Origin of the sequence: Pedobacter indicus (assembly GCF_003449035.1) — a bacterium.
Taxonomy (GTDB): Bacteria; Bacteroidota; Bacteroidia; order Sphingobacteriales; family Sphingobacteriaceae; genus Albibacterium; species Albibacterium indicum.
Window position 1 is genome coordinate 3,412,843 of sequence record NZ_QRGB01000001.1, and the last position, 23,037, is coordinate 3,435,879.

Below are 23,037 nucleotides of genomic sequence, written 5' to 3' on the forward strand. Positions count from 1 at the left end.
TATGAGAAATACAATTAAAAATATTAGCAGTATGCTGCTAGCTGGCATTATTATGTCTGGATGTGCTTCACTTAAAAAGTCACCCGAAAAAAACACGTCGGCTACCCAAGTTGAAACGTCGACTGAAGTATCGTCTAGTACCAATGCTAGTACGACAGCTTCGACCAATGAAGTGTCAAATGTAAAGACTGTAAATACAGATCAGTTCAGTCAGCTTTTGCTTCTGGATGAGGTACAGGTGCTCGATGTTCGCACCGCTGAGGAATATCAGAGCGGCCATATCGAAGATGCGGTCAATATTGATGTACAAAAGGAAGACTTTCAGGAAAAAGCTGCCAAGCTTGACAAAAACAGACCTGTTCTTGTTTATTGTCGATCTGGCAAAAGAAGCATGAAAGCCGCGTCAGCCTTGGAGTCCATGGGTTTCAAGAGGATTGTGAATCTTGATGGTGGTATGCTTGCTTGGGAAGAGGCCGACAAACCAGTGGAAAAATAATATATTTCCAAATCAGCAAATTTAGACGTAAATTCGCCCTCTCAAATTTTTATCCGGAGAGGTGTCTGAGTGGTCGAAAGAGCAAGCCTGGAAAGTTTGTATACTCGCAAGGGTATCCTGGGTTCGAATCCCAGTCTCTCCGCAAAAACAAAGCTTAACTGTTTGATATCAAATAGTTAAGCTTTGTTTTTTCTACCAATACCTTTTTAGGTATCACTTACTTGTCTTCTATCAGCAAAAATATTATTTCGAGAAGAACTCACTCATTTGTCTAGCGATCTCATTAACCCTACCTATCGACGCTTTAGTCGTTCTTTCCGATACATCTTTGATAAACATCAATGAGAAATTCCTTTCGAGCATTATGTCTTCGGCTGTATGAATGGGCATATTCAGTTTTCTGTCCGATTTTTCCTGCGCTTCAAAATACGTGCTCTCCATAAAGCTAATGTCACGAATCACTAGGTGACATGTCTCATCTTTAAATCTTAACTCCAATGTATAAGTCATATACATTCCAAACTCTTGAAACACTCCAGCTTCTATTTCCAAATAATCAGTTATCCGCGATGCCAAGTAGTCTTCATTCGAAATCAGAAATGTACCTGAATAAGGATTCAATTCTTCATTGAGATAAAATAAAGTTTTCTCATATAAGTCATTTTGTTTTAACTCAGATCGAAGATCGACGGTAAAAATAACTTTCCCGTCGACCGTCGGCACTGAATCCTGATGGAATATTACTGGTTGCGCAACTCCCAACAGTGGAAACATCACAATAAAACACAAAACAACCCACTTCATCCTAAATTAATCTACTATCCAGTATTTCTCTGTTAAATTAAAATCGTTGAACACATAAATATCGCCGTTAGCTTCAATACCATAAAGCTTTTTTCCTGCATTCACAATTTTTTCAAACCGATCCCAACCGCTCCCAATCGTACTCTTTGATCCAATCGAACCACTTGCTGATACTGGCATGCTCGCTAAGTTACCGTTTTCCTCTACACCCAGAAGAGCAACATGGTTAAACAACAAGAAAGGTTCATAGATAGCATATCCAGTCCCAACGGTAGCTCCGTTAGGAGATCCCCAAGTCGCATTGTTCTGAGCGAGCCAAGTTTTCATTTCACCGTTTTCTGCCATGGAAAAGAAATATCCGCGTGTGGGTATAAATTTCTCAAACCCAAAGCCCGATCCAAATGTATTAGCTCCCGTCGGCGTCTGAACATAAACAAGTTCATTATTTACTATTCGATGCATCGATACCGCGTTACCAGTTGATATACCTATAAATTTATCATCGTCATAGAAGAAGAAATCTCTGTAAGTATCTCTTGGTACAATGCCCGCATGTGTCTGGCTTTTAGACAGCGTTCCGTCAGCGTTAATATTATAGACGATTATGTCGCCATTGGCATTCCACTCATACAAGCTTTCGCCGTTTCGATCGAAATATTTACTTGTCAAGTTACCTGTCAGAGAAATTCTGGTACCGCGCTCGCTAACAGCAGTGGGAGCAGAAAATTTTTCAAACTCATTATACACCGTATCGATTCCCTGAGTTGGAAAAAACACTGTCCGAAACTGAAACTCTCCTCCGTCTGGGAAATTAGGCAATTCAACGCTTACTTCTTCTGGTTTTATTTTTAATGTCTTTTCTTGGCCATCAAGGTCGGTATATACTATCTGGGAATAGGAGACATTTTCATTTGGAACAGACTCGGAAAGCTCCAATGTATAAAGATTCTCAGGGTAGTTGAAATCAAAAGCTGTCAGATCTCTACCGTATAAACTACTCGCGAATTCTGCACCCCAAACAGTTATAGACGCGGACGAGTATAAAGAGGTTTCTCCTTCTTTATTTATATTGCGAAATTCAAAAAGCGTGGTTCCTTCTGGCAAATCCTCAAGTATAACTGAGTCTCTTTGTAAGCCTGAGCCTTTTCGAACAAAATCTTTTACGATCGAATCTTTTCGCATATTCCAATAAATAACGGTTTGGTCTATCTTCGGATCTGCCCCAATATACCATGTGATTTTTGCTCTGCCAAATCCAGGAAAGTATTTTATAGAATCGACCTTTCCCAAATAAACTCCTTCTTCCCGACTAGCGTATTCACTTTGAATGTCATCCATTTTATCGCATGAGGGCAGAATAAAGAAACATGCCCAAATGCTTATTATTAAGGGGATTATTTTACTTATCTTTTTCATTTGTTTTTAAATTTAATTCCATTAACTAGTCTTGAGGAACTGTATTGTCTCCGAAGAATGAAATCTCCCCCATTGAAAAATAATTACTGCTCGGCGGTGGCATCATATTTCCAACTTCCCGAACAAAAAGGCGAATATAGCGGACTGGTTCAGCATCAATTGGCATTTCGTATTCGCTACCATTGGCCGCTAAATCCAGAATTGCCTGATTATCCACAGGAACCATCTGGTCATAGCGAATGATACCATGATGGCCCAAGTATTGCCAATCATCCTTGAAAGTCCGGTCTGGCAGTACGGTTGTATTGTCAACCCCATGAATAGCGTCATTACGAACACTGTATTCATCTAACCAATAAGGACGGTCGGATAACCTTTCGAAATCGATTTCTTTAGCACCCCATAATTCGAATTGCTGGATGTTAACCTGAGTATAAACGGCATTCAAATGATAACCGTGAATAACAATACGACTTAATTTAACGACTTGCCCTAAGTCAATAGTAATTGAAAGACCGCTACTTCCTTGTTGGGTTAACCACCCATGACTACGTGTGTTCACAATGTTATCCCACAACATATCCAAACGACGACCCGAATAATTTGTAGTATTATCATAAGGTATGCTCGCCCGGAAATCTGTGTATGGTTTCGGTATCAACGTTTCAAAGTAAGGAGTTAATGTTACCTGCGTTGTGTCTGAAACGTTTCCCCATTTATCCTCAAACGCAATGGCAAAGGTAGCCTCTTCAGCTTCAAAACCCCGAAATGGATGTATTTCATCTTTTGTTGCAGAGTAATACATTTCCTGGGTTTCCAATTCATTCTGATCCCCTAATGACATTAATCGGACACCAAACTCCGTCATTAACGGGTTATCCCAAGAGGCAACAACCCCTCCAAAACCGGGAACAATTTTTAATGAATTCTTTGCAATGCTCACAAGCGATTCCAAGGGTTGGAATTCAATTTCCATTGGTTCTGACCTTTGCTCTTGTTTATTGACCTTATAAAGTGTGGCTTTTACTTTTTCAGTCGTATTAAATCCTTCTATCGTTAATGAGTTTTTGTGTACTGATGATTTTTCGGTAAAAATCTTTCCATTGCGTTCATATTCTGCCATAATATAGAGAATATCCGGATCCCGTGGGATCTCATAAGTAACGACAGCTCCTCCATTAATCGGCTCGATCTTATATTCGCCTAACGCTCCTGAACTCCATACGCCTCCCGTCTCGTCATCATCATGTTTACAAGCGAAGAAACAGCATGCTGTTAAGACTATTATAATAAAATTAATTTTTTTCATAATTCAGTATTATCAATTTCCATAATATCATTTCAATATTCTACCAACCGTAGGTCTGAACGAGGTTAGGGTTTATCCTTAAATCATAGTCGTTTATTGGATATAAATAATCCTTAAAAGTAACCTGTCGTGCATCTGCATACGGCGTGGGTATATAAAACTCTTCCGTATCTCGCGAGTTTCCCCAGGCAGTTGGCGGAAGACTCCAATACTGATTGGCTATTTTCCAGCGACGAACATCCCAAAAACGTTGGCCTTCAAAAGCCAGCTCTATCAAACGTTCCTTTCGAATAATTTCTCTCATTTCCGTTTTAATAGTTGGTGCAGTAGGGTAATATGACGCTTTAGCCCAGGATTCTACTACGCCCTCTAAACCTGCATGAGCCCTGACATCATCAATCCATTTATAAACTTCTTCGTCGGGAGCGCCCTTGATCTCATTTAAGGCCTCGCTATAAAGCAAATACAAATCAGACAATCGAATTAAAGGGAATTGGTAAGGATGAGCAGTATATCGTTTTGATGCATCACCTTGACTAACAGAAGTCTCAAAAGGAATAATCTTTTTCGGATAATAAGAGCCCTGCCCCGATGCCGTGCCTACTTCTGCTGGCCTACTTCTAACGTAAGGACCGAATGACGCCCCTCCATTATTTGTTGTCGTAGCTATCTCAAAAAAGCCTCTATCTACCACTAAATCTGCATAAAAGCGAGGCTCACGATTAAAATGCATCGTTGCAGTGACTTGTCCCGTTGCGATATACGACTCATGCTTATCTGCAGGCGTAGCTCGCCGCGGTACATACCGGTTTGCATAGTCATAGGTTTTATCCTCATCCATTGGCACACCATTATTTGTATAGAACAATTCAGCCATATGCCAAGATGCAGAGAGGTAACTAACATAGCTAACTTGATCTTCGGGGTATAACATTGGAGTAAGAACCAACAACATATTTCCTAAAGGAGCGAATGAAGCTCCACCTTTACTGTTAGCGAATTGCTCTTGCGTGGCCCAAATAACACCCGGATTCCTTTCCAAATCCTCTGTGATAGCCTTGCGGATTGTCATTAACGTTACCAATGTATCATTCATTGCAAATGTCTGAGCACCCCCGGTAAACTTATTAAATTCATATAGGCGATGGCCAGCACCATGGGCTGCATCAATTGCTTCTTTAATCGCGGTAGCGGCGCGTTCCCATTTAGAAAGATCGTAGTTAGATGATATTAGCTGTAATCCACGATTATCTACCCATCCGGCATAATCTTGATTACCGTTAAATAATGGACTGGCAGCCCACGAAAGCACCTTCGCTTTCACAGCCAACGCGATTGTTTGAGATATTCTTCCTTGTTCTGTTGTCGGGTCAGGTAAAGCCAAAGGCAGATCAACCATCGCCTCATCCAAAAGTTCTACGATATAATCCACGCACACATCTACCGGCTCCCTATACACCTTAGTTTCTTCCGGTGTTGCAGAGAGAGGTAGGTTTTCTTTCATCAGAACAATCGGTCCATACAATTTCATTAAAAAGAAATGATAATATGCTTTCAGGAACTTCACTTCAGCAATCCATCTGGCTCGCTCTTCCTCCTCTATGTCTTGAGGAATATGAGCATTTTCCAGAAAAATATTACAGTCACGAATGCCAACATATAATGCTGTGCCTCCGTTTCTTCCAGACCAATAGTCTTGATAGGGAGAATTGGTATTTTGAAGGCCTTTTGAAATCATCCCTGCCACTGTATTTCCAGCTCTAGACTCGGTTCGCCAGTCGAATTCATCTCTACTTGTGAAATAAGCTGGATAATAATAAGGATTAGTAGGATCAGGTAAATGAGAGTAGCAAGTCCTCATAAATTTTTCCATAACCGACCGATTGGAAAAGGCATGGTCGAGCGTGGGAGTATCATTAGGTACTACATCTAAGTAATTACAACTCGTAATCCCAAACAGGAACCAGATTGCGATAATTTTTATTAAATTTTTCATCTATAAATTTTTTTTACCAAAAATTGGTCTCTATTTAAAATTGAAAATTCACTCCAAAGTTGATCACTCGTTGTACTGGGTAACCCAAACCATTACCGGCCATCTCTGGATCCCACATCTTGAACTTTGACCAATGGAGAAGATTAGTCCCACTTACATAGAATCGTAACATTCTGATATTCACTCTTTCGGTTAGCTTTTCGGGTAAAGTATAACCGAACTCTGCCGATTTAAGACGTACGAAAGACCCATTGCGTAACCAGTGCGTACTAGTTTGATTATTATTTACAATTGCATACTCAGACAGACGCGGCCAGAAAGCCTCGAGATTTCTATTGGTCTCTGACCAATGATCATCAGCTATGTATTGCAACAGCCCTCTTTGACCTTGATTAAGAAATGGTGTAATAGCATTTGGGGAGATAAAAAATGACGATCTCGCTGAACCCTGGAAAAAAGCCGAAAAATCGAATGCTTTATAGCCCAACGAAAAACCCGCTCCATAAATAATCTCAGGGGTAGTAGGATATCCAATTGGCACCATATCATCGGTATTAATTACACCATCATTATTGATATCCTTGTATTTAATATCCCCTGCACCATATTCGCCAAATAATTGCGTCGGTGAATTATTTACCTCTTCTTCATCAATAAACAAACGTTCAGCAATATAACCCATCGGTTGCGATAGTTTTAACCCGATCCGCGAGCGCCACGGAACATCACTATAATCGGGTTCTTCATATTCTTTAAAACGACCGGTGGCGTATGTAAATGTTCCATTAACGACAGCCCAGAGACCACTCGCGAAGGTCCGTTGGTATTTAAGCTCGGTTTCGAAGCCCTTCCCAGCTGCCACTCCCACATTGGCCTGAGGAGTTGTCCGAAGCCCCATTGTAGTTGGAATATCTACCCGTGTCTGTAATATATTTTCCCGTGTCTCCCAAAAAAAATCGGTTAATAAGGTCAGATCACCGAATAGACCAAGCTCTAATCCTAAATTAGTTTTGGTGGCTATTTCCCACGTTATTAAATCATTGGCATATCGGTCGATTGAAATGCCTGATCGATAATCGCGATCCATACCGAACCAGTATCCCGGTCCACCCATATTCACCTGTGATAGGTAAAAGAAACGATCATAAGTTGATCCAATCTGATCATTTCCCACTTTACCATAAGTTGCCCGTAACTTCAGTGTTGTGATAACGTTTTCCATACTGGACATGAATTTTTCATTACTCACCATCCACCCAGCACCTACTGATGGAAAAAATCCGAAACGGTTATTTTTAGCAAAGCGTTCCGTGCCATTATAGCCATAATTCAACTCAAGAAAATAACGAGAATCATATCCATATGCTATCCTACCAGCAGATGAAATATTTCTCCTCGGGAGCGAGGCTTGCAATCGGTCAGAAACTCTCAAGTCTAAATCCGCAGCACTAGCTTCATTGCGAATCGTACCCACGAGTAGCGCATTAATATCATGAACATCGTTGAATGTCCGATTGTAACCAAGACGCATCTCTCCATAATGTGATGCAGTGACAGTTCTGCTTCCATCACTATATGTTAGATATTCAGTGCCGCCATCAGGATTCAATGCTACAAGCTGATATGTGTTATCCAATGTATTAGCAGGGGTATAATAAAATGGGCTATAACCACGGAATAAGCTATAATAAGCATTGCGCATGGTATTGTATGTACCTTTTATAAAGAAACCATCAAGCCCACCAGTAAATTTATGATCCATTTCCAATTGCAACAACATCATAGACTGCTTGGATTCTTTAAACGAACTTACTACCCGAGCTAAAGGGTTTACATATTGCCCCAATTCGGAACCCATTCCAAATAATGTATGATTTGTTGCTTGATTTGCTTCGTCGGCCGGATAATATGGAAGGAAACGTATAGGCGTTGCATTACGAGCCTGATGAAAGACATCAGCTCCTCCATCTCTTGGCCCAGTCATATCATCAAATGCTCCATAGGCTCGCACTTTACCAGTCGTTGTTGGTGCGAATTGGATCGTTACGTTGGAACGTATTTGAACACGATCTACATTTATATTATTATTAAATAGGTTTTCCTTACTCTCTTTGAGAATTCCCTGATCATTCTGATAATTAGCAGACAAATAATATTGTACTGCCTGCCCTCCCCCTGTGAGGTTCAAGTTCAAACGCCGATTGGTAGCGTGGTCCTCTATCAGATAATCATACCAGTTCACTGATGGATAGCGAATTGGGTCTGAGCCAAGTGCAGTTTCTCTTATTTTTGATGAAGAATACGGCAGAGGCACCATTGCATCACGTGTCCTTACAGCCTCATTGTGTAAACGCATATAAGTTATAGGATCGGCTAAACCGACCAATTCTGTATTAAAAGAAGTTGATTGTTCTGCCCGTAGGTTTATGGATAAGCGATCTGATGTTCCCTCTTTCGTAGTCACAAGGATAACTCCATTAGCACCGCGTGCGCCATAAAGAGCAGCAGCACTGGCATCTTTCATTACAGAAAACGAAGCAATATCATCAACGTTAAGTCGTGCTAAATCGTTTGTAGTCATTTCGACTCCGTCGATCAAAATTAATGGGTCTTTTTTGCCCGAAGCACTAAATGACGTAATACCACGAATAAAGAATTCGGCATTGTCCAATCCCGGTTCCCCCGACCGCTGATAGGCGATTACACCCGATAATCTGCCGGCGAAGGCTGTTGTTAAGTTACTTGATGGAATTTTTAAATCTTTCGGAGTAACCGTAGATATCGCACTCACGACACTTTCCTTTTTCTGTGTTCCAAAGGCTGTAATCACTACTTCTTCCATATCAGAAGTAGACTCGTAAAGGGTCACACGAACCTCCTCAAGACCTTTCACAGGAACTTCTTCTGACGTATAACCGACGGATGTAATCTCCAAAATTGCGTTATTATTCGGCACAGTAAGAACAAAATGCCCAGCCATATCAGTTACAGTGCCTATTGTCGTCCCTTTTACTTTGACACTCGCACCGATGATACCAACTTCATTGATATCACTAACACGCCCAGTAATTGTACGCTCCTGTATCGTTACTGCGTTCATTTCCGACTTATTTGTAGCAAAGGAGATACAAGGGACGAAAACAACTAAAATCAGAACGAAATACTTGTAAAATTTATAGTTCATACCATAATTAAGTTTTATTGTAAAATCATTTATTGGTTAATAAAATACCTGCTAACTTGCTCTTTCGCTTTATTTGAGCTTGGACACTTTCTTTGCATTTAAAGAAGGCGAAAACGATTATGCGAACCAACCTAGCCAACAGTAAAAACTACTGCATACAGTAATTTATATTTTTCTAGAGTTTGTAATGCTGTTTCATATAAATCATATTTAGTGAATAAATTAATTTTAGACTTGATTGCTTAGCTTTGTGGATTTTAGTTTCTTAACTGGTTTTATGATAATCGGTAACGTACACTTAGTAATTTGAAATAATTCAGTTTATAAATTTAAGTCTTGGTTTTGGTTAAATATTCTTTTATTAATACCAATGTAACAAGAATAATTGATACCTGCAAATTTTTATTTCAAATTTCTGCATAATATCAGCAATTTGAAATAAAATTCTAGCAGTTAATAAAGAGGCTGGTTTATATCAATTGAAGATTTCGTCGTATCTTTTAAACATTTTAATGAGCATCTGCTACCGGAACTAACATTACGCGATTAAACGTAAAGCCCTCTCCATATGACCTAAATGCAACTTTTGCAGAATTTTGATCGTTAACGACTTCGAGGTTTCCGAGGTAAACGTCTGTCGATCCCCGAGCTCCACTCAAATCATCACCTCGTTTCTTGGCTTCAGTTGCTACACTTCCTCCTTGCTCACTTCCGGCAATCGAAACCCGCAAATCTCCTGAAACCGCAGACGTCGCATTTACCAAGATTTCATAACTTCCAGCGGGAATCTCACGTAAATCTATGTTCATAACACCTTCATCACCGCCGTGGAAAGTCGCATTATCATTGGCCAATTCCATGTTTTTTTCGTAAGTCAGATGTTTCATCAGGCGAGAATAGAAAGTTAAAGTATCGGGTATCAATACTTGCGTTTCTTCATTTTGAGGTATCTGGTTTGTCACAACCGGCTTGTCTGCGTAATACATCGCAACAGAAGAATAAGCTACTTCCCGGTTATTGTCAACCGGACCGTGCTCAATCTGATGTTCAATGCTTTTGTTAAATGGCATCTTATCACTTATAAATAAGCGATACCCTCCTGTCCTGCTAAATGGCAAAGAGTAGTCAAGACAGCCATGTAAATGTGTCCCTTTCTTTTCAACCCACCCATTGGGTTGTGCATACCATCCTCCATTAAAATAGTCTTCAGACCCAGTTCCATGAACCGTCAACTCGCCATCAATCGTCGTTTGGTCATCACCTTCGAAAAACTCAGTAAAACGTGTAAAGCTAGTCGCCTGACTATGAAGAACTGTGCCCACGTAGTGGCCTTTGCCCTCACCTTCTAAGAGCACATAGGGTTTGCCTAATTCAGGAGATTCATACTTCCAATAGGCATAGAACTTCCCTTCGGTGTCAGGATCACGTGCTTGAATATGATTATATACCCGCGCATTCACTTGGATGGGAGCTTGATTCTCTTCCGTTATTTCCCTGTATACCAATTCCACTTTAGCGCCACGATCATAAGGCATCGGGAAGCATGAAAAAACAGTATTGTTTTTCACCCCTTGCAGTAAACCGTTCATAGATATATCCCCGAATGCGTACCCAAAATAATCGGCAAGCGGGGCATATACTGCCGGCTTATCTTCATCGTTCCATATTATCCTTAAATCTACTTGTTTCGATAAACCTTCAAAATTGGCCGCATCATCAATCTCTAAACCGAGGATCCTACCACCCTTATTAAATTCTGCCAACAAAATGCTTTGGCCAGGCTCTAAGGTTTCTGATGTATTAACCGTTTCAATTTCACCATCGAATTCAGGGTAAAAATTGGCCACGCTGCTTTCTTTATTACCCCACATAGACGCCAAGGATTCTAATAATCCTTTTTCATCATCCTGAAAATTGATATCGAAAGTTTTTACAGGTACGTCGTTATCTAATTCACGATATTGGAACTGATGAAAGAGTATCTTTTCACCACGAAAAACAATCTTAACGCCATTCTCAAATGGAATTGGCAAATATGTATAGTTTCCTCCAACGATGCTTCCACTTAACGGGGAAACAAAAGGATATACCTCTCCGGAAAAAAGATCTCGATATCTGATTGAAAAAGCAGGTTCTGCATTTCCATCAAAATAAAAATCCAACGTATCATCGGTTGGAGTTGGTGTCCATATGCGCTCTATAACACCCTTACCTTTAACTTCAAACACAACCAAGGAACCATCAGCCTCTTCTCGTATAGAGGAGTATGTCCCATCAAACCCGTCATCATTGCCGCCGGTGCGATCGTAGGATGATATTTGTTTAACGATGGAATTGTCCATATACCGGGGCAGTTCGTTAACTGTAAGCAAGCGTTTAAGCTCTGATGTAACGGAAACCTCTTTTGAAACTTCGTTGCTTTTTTCTCCACAAGAAATAAATAATAACAAGCTGAAAGTAAAACCAAGTATATTGCGCATCATTCTAGAAATTTAAACACCTAATATGCTAAAATTTCTCGACCTTTTTTATAAAATCCAACAATGTGGGAACAAGTTCTGGGTGCAAAGGAAGGCTAGGATCGTAATAGGTCTGCAGGTTTTTTTCACGATCAGCAGGTGCTTCTTTCAAGACATGATTCATCCGATGAATTAATTTATATTCAGCCTTTGGTGCCGACTCGCCCAATCGTTTGGTTTCACTTACATTTACCTGAATATCCGTGTCCCCACCGACAATCAGGGTTGGCACAGCCAATTCAGACATCACGTTAGCAGGATTATATTTATTGGAAGAGATTAAATATGGCTGGACTGATGGATTAAAAAGCTGATTTAAACCAGGAGGCAACTCACGATTTACTCGTTTATTCATTTTTAAACTATCCAGAACTTCATGTGCGATTGCCAGATTTTCCGACGCAAGGTTTACTTTTAGTTGTTCACCTATTAGCTCAAGGATGTTACTCGCCGGGCCACATAGTGAAATGAATGCTGTTGGTTGTTCCTTAGTTGAGGCAATCGACCCAATGACCGACCCTTCACTATGTCCCAATACAATTACATTTGAGAACCTTTGGTCATCCTTTAACTTCTCGATAAAAAGTATGGCATCATCTACAAAATCATCAAACACCAAATCTGAAGTCCTCATCGCATTTGAACTTTTACCGACCCCCCTTTTATCATAGCGAACAGACGCGACACCCTGTTTCGCTAAAGCTTCCGCCAACATTAAAAAGGAATTAGTTTTTAAGGCTTGACCCTGATTCATATTCCGATCGGTTGGTCCAGAGCCCGAAATCAGTAATACGACCGGAATTTCCCCTTTCCTTTCAGGCAACGTAAGTGTACCATACAGCGTTCCGTAATCATTACTAACAGAAAAATTATCTTTAATCTGAACAGATGTCGAATCATCCTTGGTTCGCTCAACCGGTCGCTGCCAGATTCCCGAAATCGAATCATCCTGAATAATCAACGCCATATCTACCAGTGGCTTCTCAAAACTAATTCTAAATTCTCTCACATTTGGTGCAGGTGCTTCAACTTCACGGGTGCCAACAATATACCCCAATTGCTCTTTTAATTGACTAATCAGCAACTTAGTTCCCTCAAGTTTAACCACTTCCTTCATATTCGAATTAAACAAGAGATAAATACTATCAGGCTGATTAGCGGAATAATAACGACTAAAACTATCCACCGTTGGGTGTATAGCAGTTTGAGCATTAGTCGATAAAATGGAGAATAAAACAGGAAGTAGTAAAAGTATTTTTCTCATGAAACAAACTATATCAATTTCTGCTCGAATGCCATTCTGACAAGCACAGCTGTGTTTTTTGCTCCTAATTTAAGCAATAAATTTTTACGATAACCCTTGATGGTTTCCGGACTTAAATAAATTTTATCGGCAATTTCAATATTTGTGTATCCTTCGGCCACAAGCTTCAGCAGCTCCCTTTCCCGATCGGTCAGCCAAATAGTTTTTGGTGATTGCCTTTTTAAAAGCACGTCGATTTCATGACTCAAAAACTTCTCCCCTCCATATACCGCTTTAATTCCCGCCAACACTTCTGCGGACATTGCATTTTTCACTAGATAGCCCGACGCGCCGTTTATCAACATCTGCTTAACAACCGCATATTCGTTATGACTAGTCAATGCCAAAACTTTCAGGTCAGGATAATTTGTCGTCAGTTCCTTACAAAAATCAATTCCACTGAGATCGGGCAGACTTACATCAAGCAGCAAGACATCTGGATGCCAAAATGCGATCCGGTCACGACATTGCTGTGCGCTATGCGCCACGCCAACAACCCGGGCGAAATCTGATTCCTCGACCAAACTATTCAACCCTTCGGTCAAAATCTTATGATCATCTACAATTCCAACTTTAATTTTTTCATCCATAATTAGGTGTCAATTTCAATTAAGTACTTTGCTTATATATCTATGCAAATATATTTTACGGAACATTCATAAATTCCCCCATTTAGGGGGTTATTAGAGAAAGCTCACCACTCTACCTTTGCTTCATTGTTAACCAGAAAGGCTAAAAAAACAAACCTTTCATAAACCCTTTTAAAAAAGAAAGATATGAAAAATTTCATCGTTATCCTTTGCCTGCTTTGCTTAGGAGTGAGTACAACATCAGCTCAGGAATCAACCTTTATTAAACCAGATCGCGTATTTAGCATCGGAGTTGGTCTGGGCGGTAATCTTTACTCTGGCTATGGCTCACAGATCAAACGAATCCCGGCAATCAGTCTCAATTACGAAAGCTGCGTTAAAGATCAATTGTTCGACGAAAAGAGTTCCTTAGGGGTCGGAGCTTTGGTCGGTTACAGTTCGGCCAAATATGAAGACGCCTTTGATGATTGGTCCTGGAAGTCGAGTACCATTATCATAGGTGCACGCGGAGCCCTGCATTACGCTCTTGTCGACAAGTTAGATACTTATACGGGTTTGATGTTGGGCTATAATATCGTATCGACGAAATACACCGGTTCAACGAATAGCGGGGCTTCTGGTAGCGGACTGGCATGGGCTTGGTATCTTGGCGGCAGGTATTATTTCAACCAATCTACTGCTGCTTTTGCTGAATTGGGATATGGTATTTCCGTTTTGAACGTCGGCGTTGCATTCAAGTTATAGCAAGTCATACTCATCTCTACACAAAAAAGGTAGTTGCTTTAACAGTCAGTTATACTACCTTTTTTATTCCCTATCCTTTCTCACCGTCAATATTCGTCTGGATGAAAGCAAAAATTTCTCTCAAGATTTTGAGAAACAAACTTTGAAGGCGAAACCCCCGTAAAGTATTTAAAATCTTTACTCAAATGACTCTGATCATGATAATCGAATTTATAAATGATTTCAAACCAATCTATATCTTTTAATTCTTTCCCAGAAATATAGGTTATGATTTGCTTAAACCTCAGAAATCGTATTAACTCTTTCGGGGAATAACCAGTGTATTTCTTAAATCGCTTCTGGATGGTTCTTTCCGATACATCATGATCCTGAGCGATAACTTTTACCGGGTTCAGTGCTGAGTTCAGGTACGGAATCGAGTCTAATAATGGCAATGCTCCTTGTGATGATGGATTAAGGTGCTTTATCAAATAATTGCTCATCCAAACTACTCTTTCGGCGTTTGTGGGCAATTCCGCAAGCGCTTTCCATATCTTCTCCAATGACGAATTATATTCAGACACTTCATGTTCACTTAATTTACCTCCGGATAAACCTTCTATCGATAGCGAAAGAAATCGGTAGAACCCGTCGAAAATAAAAGGCAACACCACCAATTCCGAACAAGGTGCCAATTCGTAATTCATTATCGTCCGTAAAGGACCAATCACAGCAATCTTTTCCAATGACTGATCATATACATCACTTTCTCCAAATGAACAACGAATCGGCGGACCAAAATTAAAAATAATCATCATCTCTAAAGAAGGAGGGTAATGATAGGCAATGGCGGTATCGATCTCATGCGCACTAACATAATAAAATCGATTGATTACATTCTTGAGCCGCTCATCAACCTCAACATTTTCACCAATATATAAAGCTTCCATTACCGTTCGTTTTCTTACAATTCTCGCAAATTGCGTTACCGTACTTTTGTTAGACAATTCATTATAAATGTAAACAATAAAAATAAAACTATGGCAATTCACACGATACTGGGCGCAAACGGCACAATAGGCAGCGCTCTTCTACCTATCCTCAGACAAAACCAACAGCAGATACGCCTCGCTTCAAGAAACCCTCAAAAGACACACGGGGTCGAAAATATAAAAGCAGATGTATTAAATTATGGGGACGTCTTATCTGCTGTTAAAGGCTCGGATATCGTTTATCTCCTCGTAGGAATTCAATACGACGCACAAATATGGGCTCGAGACTGGCCGACGATTATCAACAATGTTATTAAAGCGTGTAAATCTACTGGCGCTAAACTTGTCTTCTTTGACAACGCCTATATGTATGGAAAGGTCGACTGGCCTATTACTGAAGATACACCTTATCGCCCGATCAGCAAAAAAGGCGCTGTACGAGCCAAAGTAGCAAAGACGCTCCAAGAAGAAATGGAAAAAGGGTCTATTCAGGCGATTATTGCCAGGGCGGTCGACTTTTACGGACCCGGAGTAGTTGAGAAAAGTGCTCCCGGTTTATTGGTTTTTAGCAACCTAAAAAAGAAAAAGAGAGCACAATGGCTTATCAATTCTGGCGTACCGCGCGCTTTCAACTATGTTCCCGATGCAGCAAAGGCACTCTACTTGCTAGCAACAACCGAAGCGGCCTATAATCAAATCTGGCATCTGCCAACCGCGCCGCAAGCCTTGACGGGAAAGGAATTTGTAACAGAAGTTGCAAAACATATGGGCACGTCAGCCAAACCCTTCGTTTTACCCAAATGGTTATTGAAAACTGTCGGTTTGTTTAACCCCTTTATCAGAGAGATGAATGAATTAAGTTATCAAGATGAATACCCTTTCGAATTTGATTCAAGTAAATTCATAAACACGTTCAACTTTACCCCTACATCCTATCAGGAAGGTATCAGGCTAACAGCCGAATGGTTTAAAGAAGAATATGAAAGTCAGTAAAATCTTGACAATACTCAATTAATACCCCTGAACCATTCTTCGAATTGCTTTCCGAATACGGGGACTGGCTTCATTTTTCCACTTAATGCATTAATCAGCCCCACGATCCACATCACGAATAAAAGGATGGATCCGACTGCAAAAGCGAGCCACCCAATATAGGGTATAATATTCAACACACCGATCACTAAGGATGCCAAACCTACACCTAGTGCCTGCCTAATGTGAAAAGCAGCAAAAGCATTTTTCTTGTCATTATTTAAAACAATGGCAATAATGAGCCCGATAACCGTGATATAGGCTATGATGGCAATCGTTTTTCCCTCATCAATCGTTTTCTGATCTACAATAGGAAGAATAGGATCATTCTCTGGAAATTCCATAAGTTTCTGATTTAAAATGGTATATAAAAATATATTTTATTTTTCATATATCAAACCCACTGCTTTTAAATCATAATCTTTATAGGTGGAATAGCGCCCTCTTAGCCAAAAGACAACTTCGTAGTAGTCATTAGATACAACAATGGGGCGAATATTCGAGGAGTCGGAGTGTTCAGTAATTGCCATCCATTTCCATGTTTTTCCACCATCTCCTGTCGTACCTTTAAAAATCTCATGAATACGCTTATCCCCTTTCGCAAGAGGTTTACCCGTGACAGGATCTACATCAGTCGATATATAAACCACGTTCGGATCATCGGGGTGCAACGTAATAAGACCCGTGTATTCATTTTCTCCAAGATATAAACGTGAACCACCATAGGCAATTTCATATTCATTCCATCTGGCACCATCCCATCGTGCATAATGATACCGATGGTCAAAACCGCCGTCTTCACGTTTTTTTGTCTCACCCAATGAAATCGGATCTTTCGTTACCGTAAAAGCAACATACGGATAACCCTGTTTATCTAGTTGTATATCACTCGTCCAAGCCACATTTTCCCTCGTAGTTGAATCGCTATCATAGATACAGGTAAAGTCTTGTGGCCGAAGGTTACTGTGCTTGTCTTTGTTCACAGCCCCTACGAGCTCTCCCTCTGCTTTATACAAATTATCACCCTGCATATATCCATAATAGATGCTGTTATTATAATGACGAGGGTGCTCTTCCGTGGTTATAAAATGAATCGTACTCATGTCGTCCGAAGCATAACGCACATAGGGCCTGCCCCGAAAAGCGAATAACTGTCCCCCGTAAGTCCACGAACTTCCATAATCATCCGACACCATGTAATTAGGGTTCGAATCAATACCCCGATGAAGGTTATAGGTTAAACCTGTTTTGGATAATGCATAGACATTTGAATAAGTTGTCCTTCCACCTGTTTCAACAGATTTCTCTTCACTCCAATCGCTAATATCTTCCGTTTCTTTCGATATCCTATACCTCATTTTGGTATCATTCCCATGACCAGCATACACGGTTAAATATCTGCCGTCAGGTCTTTTCATAATGACCCCAACATTATGATCATCTGTCTCAAAGGTAGAATCATTTAAAACAACCTCTTGTTTAACTTTCTTATCGAGATGATACCCAACCATGGCGATGGTGCCGTCTGAACGCACAACAGAAAACAGGAATTGGTTGCCGTCTAAAATTGCACGATTATCCTGAAACCAACACCAGCCGGCGTCTTCACTAAAAGTGATTATCTTTTTTGGTTCATCAGCAAAGCCATGACTGCTAAGCATAAACAGCATGAGCAGCATGGCTAGAATCTTCTTTCTATTCATTATTCGGTTCCTCAATAGTTTCGAGAGGCGGTTGGTTGCTCTCTGCTCCCGAATACCCTATATTCTGGTTAATCCGTCCTAAACTGTTTGCTAAAATCACATTATTATCGATAGGCCATAAAACATGGTATGGCTCTACTCTTGGTGTATTACCATCTAATATAGGCTTAATGGTGTACATCTCGTTTAATTCGATAACACGATCATACCACCAGTTCTTTTCACTGAAATTATTCAGACTGTACCCATCCTTATTTAATTTTGCCAAAATATAAGATGCTCTCACCATTTCCGCGTGACGTGGGGCTTCGATAAATAACTCTCTGGCCCGTTCATCAAAAATATAACCCAGTGTCACATCACCTGCAGAGATTGGAACTGCACTGGCTCTTTCGCGAACCTTATTAATATCAGCTGCCGCATTGCCAAGTTGATCTTTCCAGAAATAGGCCTCGGCTCGCAGCAAATAAGTTTCAGCCAAGCGGAAAATATACCAATCACCGTTTCCACCTACCGGACGGGCGCTTGGTGATTGTTGACGCACATAGGTTTTATAAATAGGCATCGGAAAAATCAGCATGACCGAATCCTGTCGATTAGGAATCCACTTGGTGTTTACAGGTTTGCCATAATCAACAGAATTTGGATTATTATAGGTTATCTCATGTTTATCCACCCAATTCTCATTGGAGCGTCTCTTATCAGTCGTATTGGTCCAGTCAAAGTTCAACCCTTTCCATATATCGTAGGAAGCGTAAGAAGTTATAACCAGATCCGGATTGCCTCTGCCTAATGAATCGTATTTCGGTCCGCTATCTACCATACCAGCCTGACCTTGACTATCTTTCACATTTTGATGCCACCACGACGGATGATAATGCCTCATCGTAAAGAGTCCAGCTGTCTGAGCACCTGCAGGCGCCTCAAATCGATCCACAATGGCCAAAATCGTTTCCTTATTCTCGGAAATATTTTTATTATTGGGGCGGTGAAGATCCCAAATCACATCTTTTTTCGATTCACCCAAAGAAGCTCCAAATCGCGAAGTCATCAAGCTGTAGCGTCCATCGATTAATTCCGTAGCCGACGAAATAGCTTTATCAAATTCTAAATTTGCTAGGTACACCTTCGTCAATAGATGATTACCGGCACCTTTGGTTATCGCGCCCGGCACGGCTGTTTCCGGAAGCCACTGTACAGCAAACTCTAGATCAGCCTGAATCTTGTTAAGGATTGCCCAACGACTGTGAGTCTGATAATCTAACTTAACGTCTTTAACTTCTTCACCAACAAAAGGTACGTCCCCGTAGGAGTTTACCAACCAATAGTACCAGTAAGCCCGATGCCAGTAGGCTTCAGCGAGTATGCGGTTTCTATCGTCGTCGCTGTCCCATTCAATATCATCAATTCTACCAATTACCACATTGGCGTTTTTTATAAATTCATACGAATCTGTAAACAATCCAAGAAAGGTATAATACTTATCAAAGAAAGGCGTTGTTTGCGTCCAATCCAACTGGAAAGTAGGGTTGCCCGCCTCAGAAGCAGCCCATTCTCCTACCATATAATAGCGACGACTTCCAGTAATCCCTTCGGTCAGGGATCGTCGCATCGTTACCAGTGATGCCTCATATCCTGCCTTATCTACGTATACATTTTCTGGCGCAAAGAAAGATAATGGTTTCGGGGTCAACAAATCATCTGAACAAGAACTCTGCACCAGAGCCGCTATTATTAAAATCCAAATATATCGAGTCTTCTGTTTCATAATATTATCATGTAATAATTTCATTTACAACTAGTTTAAAGAGCTAAATTCACTCCAAGCGTATAAGTCATGGGCATCGGTGTATCACCAGATTCTGGGTCATACCCTGGCCAGTCCGTAAACGTGAAGAGATTACGAGCCGATGCAAATATCCGTATCCCTTTGGCACCAACACGCTCAACAACTTTACTTGGCATAGTATAAGATAAAGACACATCCTGAACACGAACGAATGAACGCGGTTTAAAGATCCTCAGCCCGCCGTCATATGCGCCATGCACCTCCGAAGTTCGCGCATACTCATTATTACCGTTGGTTGGTGTCCAATAAGGAACGTTCCAGATACCGCGACGGTCATATTCCGTCGATTCATGCAGCGCATGAGCGAAATTGGCAATATGACCCAGATCGGCTCGTAAAAACACCGATGCTGAAAAATGTTCAAGGAATGACACGTCGTTTCTTAATCCTAAACGAACCCGAGGTTTCGTGTAACCAATGAACGACTTATCAATCAATGCATCATAAGCATAATTCCCATCTACATCGGTCGACTTGTAATCGCCAGGCAGCATACCAAATTTTGCAGCTTCTTCAGCCTCATGAAGTTGCCAAACTCCCGTCACGTCATATTCCCAAACGGCGTCAATCGCTTTTCCGGGAAACCATTGGTTTGTATAATCCGGCAACTCTCTTCTCACCAGTTGACCATTAACTTCAACGTCTTCAAACTCACCAAACAAGCTTTCGATTTTATTTCTGTTTAATGAGAAAACAAAGTTGGACCTCCAGGTAAGGTTCTCATTTTCTATATTCGTTGTGTTGAGAGCAATATCGATTCCCCGGTTTGCTAATTCACCCAAATTCGCAGTAATCTGGTTAAAACCTGTAATTTCGGGAAGCTGTCTAGCCATCAGCAAGTCTGTCGTTGTCATATCGTAAAGATCGATCGATAAATCGATCTTATTATCAAGTAATCCGATATCAAAACCAACATTGTATGCTTCCGTTTTTTCCCAACGCAAACCTGGGTTAGCCAGTGTATTATTATATAATCCCATCTGTAGGTTCGAACCGTCATAGTACAGGTTAGTTGCTATCTGAGCCAACGCAGCATAAATACCAATATCCCTATTCCCATTAATCCCCCATGACAATCTCAACTTCAAACGGTTCAAGACCGAATTTTCAGGAAAAAAATCTTCTTCAGAAACAACCCAAGCAAACGCTGCAGCCGGAAAAGTTGCTTTGTTATTTGCAATTCCAAAAGCAGAATACCCGTCTCTTCTTACTGATGCGGTGAACAAGTATCTGTCTAATAGTGAGTAATTCACCCTAGCCATCATCGCATTCCCACCTGCTTCTGTGTCGTTATTATTCAAGAATGGTTTCGATCCAAACTGTAGTCCATGATAAATTAGCTGCTGATTGGGAAGAAAAGTTTCATTGTCTGCTCGAGACAAATAAGTCTTAGTTTGTTCAGCATTGTACAGCAAGGTTACATCGAAGTCATGTATGCCAAATTCGCGCTTCCAGGTTAGAATATTATCAATCATCCACGCACTTAAAGAACTATCATCTCTTCTTCCGTAGCCATCTATATGGTCGCTTTCACCCACAATGGTTCCTGGTCCCCAGAAATTATAATTTTTTCCATAGCTAAGTCTTGGCTGAAAAGATACTCTAAAGTTAAAGCCATAAGGTAAGGTCAGGTTCCCATAAACCGAAGCGAAAAAGCTTGTAGTTTTATTTAATCGATCCTGCAATAAATGGTTAATCAACGGATTTGTATGATAATAATCATTCGGATACCACTTTATGCTTCCATCATCCTCATATACCTTACTGTAGGGTCCCATTGATTTGATATCACCAATTGCTGCAGGAACCGTACTCTCGTCTCGTACCGACAACTGTGCATTAGTACCCACGTTTAACCATTCATTTACTTTAAAATCAACGTTTAGTCTTGATCGGATTGCATTAAACTCGTCTCCAAGAATAATCCCTTCGTTATCTACATAGCCTAACGACCAATAGTAATTGTAGTTATCCGCTCCGCCGCCAATACTTACATCATAATCCTGATTAATACCTGAATGAAAAACCTGATCTTGCCAGTCGGTTGTCTGCCCAGCTAAATATTGCTCAACCTCTGTTTCAAAAAAATTCAGTCTTCCTAAATATTCCAATGTGTTATCAGCGTGAGGGTTAGAACTCGCATTGCGCCACTGCTCAATAGTCACCCCTTCCGGCAAATCGTTTGGATCGTTCCAGTACCAATCAGGTAGCCCTGTACCCTTTGTTCTGAAGAAGTCTCGTCTGAAGTTCTCGTAGCCTTTAGCATCGAGTGGACCAAATTTATCATTCGACAAAGAACTCACTCCCGTTTTCGCTGTAAAATTGATCATAGGTTTACCTGACTTACCCTTTTTTGTTGTTACCATCACAACACCCGAAGCAGCCTTAGCCCCGAAAACCGCTGCTGAACTCGCATCTTTTAGTACATCGATGCTTTCAATATCGTTCGGGTTGATATCTGCCAAACTACCACTATAAATAACCCCATCTAAAACTACGAGCGGAGTGGTTCCCCCGGTCAAAGAGGTTGTTCCACGGACTTCCATGCTTCCACCACCATCTGCAGAGGCACCCTGCGTACCGTAGAAACCCGCAACTGTCCCAGATAACATTTCACCTATTTGGGTTACAGGCTGATTTTCAAAAGTTTCACCACTTACACGTTGAATTGATCCTGTCAGATCGCTTCTTTTTTGCGTTCCGTACCCGACCACAACCACTTCATCTAGCTGCGCCCTGTCCTCTGCCATACTTACATTCAACGAGGTTCCTGTGACCGTCACTTCGGTATCCTTATAACCGATATAGGACAACTGTAAAATTTCGCCATCAGAAGCATTGATCACAAAGTTACCCTCTGCATCAGTAGATGTACTCAAATTCCTGTCTTTTACCTTAATGCTAACACCAATGAGTGGTTCATTTGAAAGCTGATCCGTTACCGTACCCGTAAACCCTCCTACCTCTTGCGAAAAAAGAGAAAAAGGAGAGAAGATGAAAAGACAGCTTAAAAATAAATACGCCCATCTACGTGGCATGCGATTTTGTTTATTCATAACTAGGATTGATTGATTTTAAAACTCATTTATTTTAGGTTAATTAAGAAAAACTTACATTTATT

At 40.7% G+C, this 23,037-nt stretch carries 16 protein-coding genes and 1 tRNA gene; 4 read left to right on the forward strand and 13 right to left on the reverse strand.

Features of this window, described 5'->3' with window-relative positions; all coding sequences use genetic code 11:
• The first annotated feature begins 1 nt into the window (after nucleotide 1).
• Nucleotides 2–496 carry a rhodanese-like domain-containing protein gene (locus tag D3P12_RS15000; protein ID WP_205941116.1) on the forward strand — a complete coding sequence of 165 codons (495 nt, stop codon included), beginning with the start codon at nucleotides 2–4 and terminating at the stop codon, nucleotides 494–496.
• 55 nt (nucleotides 497–551) lie between these two features.
• A tRNA-Ser gene (locus D3P12_RS15005) sits at nucleotides 552–638 on the forward strand.
• A 101-nt stretch (nucleotides 639–739) separates the two neighbouring features.
• On the opposite strand, the gene D3P12_RS15010 is transcribed toward D3P12_RS15005, so the two are convergent.
• The 8 genes from D3P12_RS15010 to D3P12_RS15045 all read right to left on the reverse strand — a co-directional run bounded on the left by D3P12_RS15010 (nucleotide 740) and on the right by D3P12_RS15045 (nucleotide 13,617).
• A complete protein-coding gene (locus D3P12_RS15010) occupies nucleotides 740–1,300 on the reverse strand; it encodes a hypothetical protein (protein WP_157970373.1) in 561 nt (186 codons plus the stop codon).
• Nucleotides 1,301–1,306: 6 nt separating this feature from the next.
• The gene (locus D3P12_RS15015; protein ID WP_245977468.1) at nucleotides 1,307–2,638 is read right to left on the reverse strand and encodes a DUF4998 domain-containing protein; all 1,332 of its coding nucleotides are present in this window, start codon (nucleotides 2,636–2,638) and stop codon (nucleotides 1,307–1,309) included.
• Nucleotides 2,639–2,741: 103 nt separating this feature from the next.
• A complete protein-coding gene (locus D3P12_RS15020) occupies nucleotides 2,742–4,025 on the reverse strand; it encodes a DUF4959 domain-containing protein (protein WP_118196844.1) in 1,284 nt (427 codons plus the stop codon).
• A gap of 40 nt (nucleotides 4,026–4,065) precedes the next feature.
• Nucleotides 4,066–6,021 carry a RagB/SusD family nutrient uptake outer membrane protein gene (locus tag D3P12_RS15025; RefSeq protein WP_118196845.1) on the reverse strand — a complete coding sequence of 652 codons (1,956 nt, stop codon included), beginning with the start codon at nucleotides 6,019–6,021 and terminating at the stop codon, nucleotides 4,066–4,068.
• 34 nt (nucleotides 6,022–6,055) lie between these two features.
• On the reverse strand, nucleotides 6,056–9,121 hold the full coding sequence (locus D3P12_RS15030; RefSeq protein ID WP_245977469.1) for a SusC/RagA family TonB-linked outer membrane protein: 3,066 nt from the start codon (nucleotides 9,119–9,121) through the stop codon (nucleotides 6,056–6,058).
• Nucleotides 9,122–9,714: 593 nt separating this feature from the next.
• A complete protein-coding gene (locus tag D3P12_RS15035) occupies nucleotides 9,715–11,688 on the reverse strand; it encodes a glycoside hydrolase family 172 protein (protein WP_118196849.1) in 1,974 nt (657 codons plus the stop codon).
• A 25-nt stretch (nucleotides 11,689–11,713) separates the two neighbouring features.
• Nucleotides 11,714–12,988 carry an alpha/beta hydrolase family protein gene (locus D3P12_RS15040; RefSeq protein ID WP_118196851.1) on the reverse strand — a complete coding sequence of 425 codons (1,275 nt, stop codon included), beginning with the start codon at nucleotides 12,986–12,988 and terminating at the stop codon, nucleotides 11,714–11,716.
• Between the two features lie 8 nt (nucleotides 12,989–12,996).
• Complete coding sequence (locus D3P12_RS15045; protein WP_118196853.1) at nucleotides 12,997–13,617, reverse strand: response regulator; 621 nt, start codon at nucleotides 13,615–13,617, stop codon at nucleotides 12,997–12,999.
• 186 nt (nucleotides 13,618–13,803) lie between these two features.
• Between D3P12_RS15045 and D3P12_RS15050 the strand changes: the two genes are divergently transcribed.
• Entirely contained in the window at nucleotides 13,804–14,361 is a 558-nt protein-coding gene (locus D3P12_RS15050) for a zinc-binding metallopeptidase family protein (RefSeq protein WP_118196855.1), read from the forward strand.
• An 86-nt stretch (nucleotides 14,362–14,447) separates the two neighbouring features.
• On the opposite strand, the gene D3P12_RS15055 is transcribed toward D3P12_RS15050, so the two are convergent.
• Entirely contained in the window at nucleotides 14,448–15,290 is an 843-nt protein-coding gene (locus tag D3P12_RS15055) for a helix-turn-helix domain-containing protein (protein WP_118196857.1), read from the reverse strand.
• A gap of 90 nt (nucleotides 15,291–15,380) precedes the next feature.
• Between D3P12_RS15055 and D3P12_RS15060 the strand changes: the two genes are divergently transcribed.
• Entirely contained in the window at nucleotides 15,381–16,325 is a 945-nt protein-coding gene (locus D3P12_RS15060) for an NAD-dependent epimerase/dehydratase family protein (RefSeq protein ID WP_205941117.1), read from the forward strand.
• Between the two features lie 14 nt (nucleotides 16,326–16,339).
• Here the strand turns inward: D3P12_RS15060 and D3P12_RS15065 are convergent, their stop codons facing one another.
• Genes D3P12_RS15065 through D3P12_RS15080 form a run of 4 tightly spaced genes read right to left on the reverse strand, consistent with a single transcriptional unit; the run spans nucleotide 16,340 to nucleotide 22,972 of the window.
• Nucleotides 16,340–16,708: a DUF4870 domain-containing protein gene (locus tag D3P12_RS15065; protein ID WP_118196859.1), complete on the reverse strand. Its 369-nt coding sequence runs from the start codon at nucleotides 16,706–16,708 to the stop codon at nucleotides 16,340–16,342.
• Between the two features lie 36 nt (nucleotides 16,709–16,744).
• Nucleotides 16,745–18,067 carry a BNR-4 repeat-containing protein gene (locus D3P12_RS15070; protein WP_118196861.1) on the reverse strand — a complete coding sequence of 441 codons (1,323 nt, stop codon included), beginning with the start codon at nucleotides 18,065–18,067 and terminating at the stop codon, nucleotides 16,745–16,747.
• Nucleotides 18,060–19,859 (reverse strand): RagB/SusD family nutrient uptake outer membrane protein, encoded by a 1,800-nt coding sequence (locus tag D3P12_RS15075; protein WP_205941118.1) that lies wholly within the window; start codon nucleotides 19,857–19,859, stop codon nucleotides 18,060–18,062. The genes D3P12_RS15070 and D3P12_RS15075 overlap by 8 nt, the downstream gene beginning before the upstream one ends.
• An 11-nt stretch (nucleotides 19,860–19,870) precedes the next feature.
• On the reverse strand, nucleotides 19,871–22,972 hold the full coding sequence (locus D3P12_RS15080; RefSeq protein WP_118196863.1) for a SusC/RagA family TonB-linked outer membrane protein: 3,102 nt from the start codon (nucleotides 22,970–22,972) through the stop codon (nucleotides 19,871–19,873).
• Nucleotides 22,973–23,037: the final 65 nt, after the last annotated feature.

Bases quoted from the DNA above. Each gene is read 5' to 3' on its own strand.
- D3P12_RS15000 (WP_205941116.1), top strand. From the start codon at position 2: ATGAGAAATACAATTAAAAATATTAGCAGTATGCTGCTAGCTGGCATT.
- D3P12_RS15010 (WP_157970373.1), bottom strand. From the start codon at position 1,300: ATGAAGTGGGTTGTTTTGTGTTTTATTGTGATGTTTCCACTGTTGGGA.
- D3P12_RS15015 (WP_245977468.1), bottom strand. From the start codon at position 2,638: ATGGATGACATTCAAAGTGAATACGCTAGTCGGGAAGAAGGAGTTTAT.
- D3P12_RS15020 (WP_118196844.1), bottom strand. From the start codon at position 4,025: ATGAAAAAAATTAATTTTATTATAATAGTCTTAACAGCATGCTGTTTC.
- D3P12_RS15025 (WP_118196845.1), bottom strand. From the start codon at position 6,021: ATGAAAAATTTAATAAAAATTATCGCAATCTGGTTCCTGTTTGGGATT.
- D3P12_RS15030 (WP_245977469.1), bottom strand. From the start codon at position 9,121: ATGAACGCAGTAACGATACAGGAGCGTACAATTACTGGGCGTGTTAGT.
- D3P12_RS15035 (WP_118196849.1), bottom strand. From the start codon at position 11,688: ATGATGCGCAATATACTTGGTTTTACTTTCAGCTTGTTATTATTTATT.
- D3P12_RS15040 (WP_118196851.1), bottom strand. From the start codon at position 12,988: ATGAGAAAAATACTTTTACTACTTCCTGTTTTATTCTCCATTTTATCG.
- D3P12_RS15045 (WP_118196853.1), bottom strand. From the start codon at position 13,617: ATGGATGAAAAAATTAAAGTTGGAATTGTAGATGATCATAAGATTTTG.
- D3P12_RS15050 (WP_118196855.1), top strand. From the start codon at position 13,804: ATGAAAAATTTCATCGTTATCCTTTGCCTGCTTTGCTTAGGAGTGAGT.
- D3P12_RS15055 (WP_118196857.1), bottom strand. From the start codon at position 15,290: ATGGAAGCTTTATATATTGGTGAAAATGTTGAGGTTGATGAGCGGCTC.
- D3P12_RS15060 (WP_205941117.1), top strand. From the start codon at position 15,381: ATGGCAATTCACACGATACTGGGCGCAAACGGCACAATAGGCAGCGCT.
- D3P12_RS15065 (WP_118196859.1), bottom strand. From the start codon at position 16,708: ATGGAATTTCCAGAGAATGATCCTATTCTTCCTATTGTAGATCAGAAA.
- D3P12_RS15070 (WP_118196861.1), bottom strand. From the start codon at position 18,067: ATGAATAGAAAGAAGATTCTAGCCATGCTGCTCATGCTGTTTATGCTT.
- D3P12_RS15075 (WP_205941118.1), bottom strand. From the start codon at position 19,859: ATGAAATTATTACATGATAATATTATGAAACAGAAGACTCGATATATT.
- D3P12_RS15080 (WP_118196863.1), bottom strand. From the start codon at position 22,972: ATGAATAAACAAAATCGCATGCCACGTAGATGGGCGTATTTATTTTTA.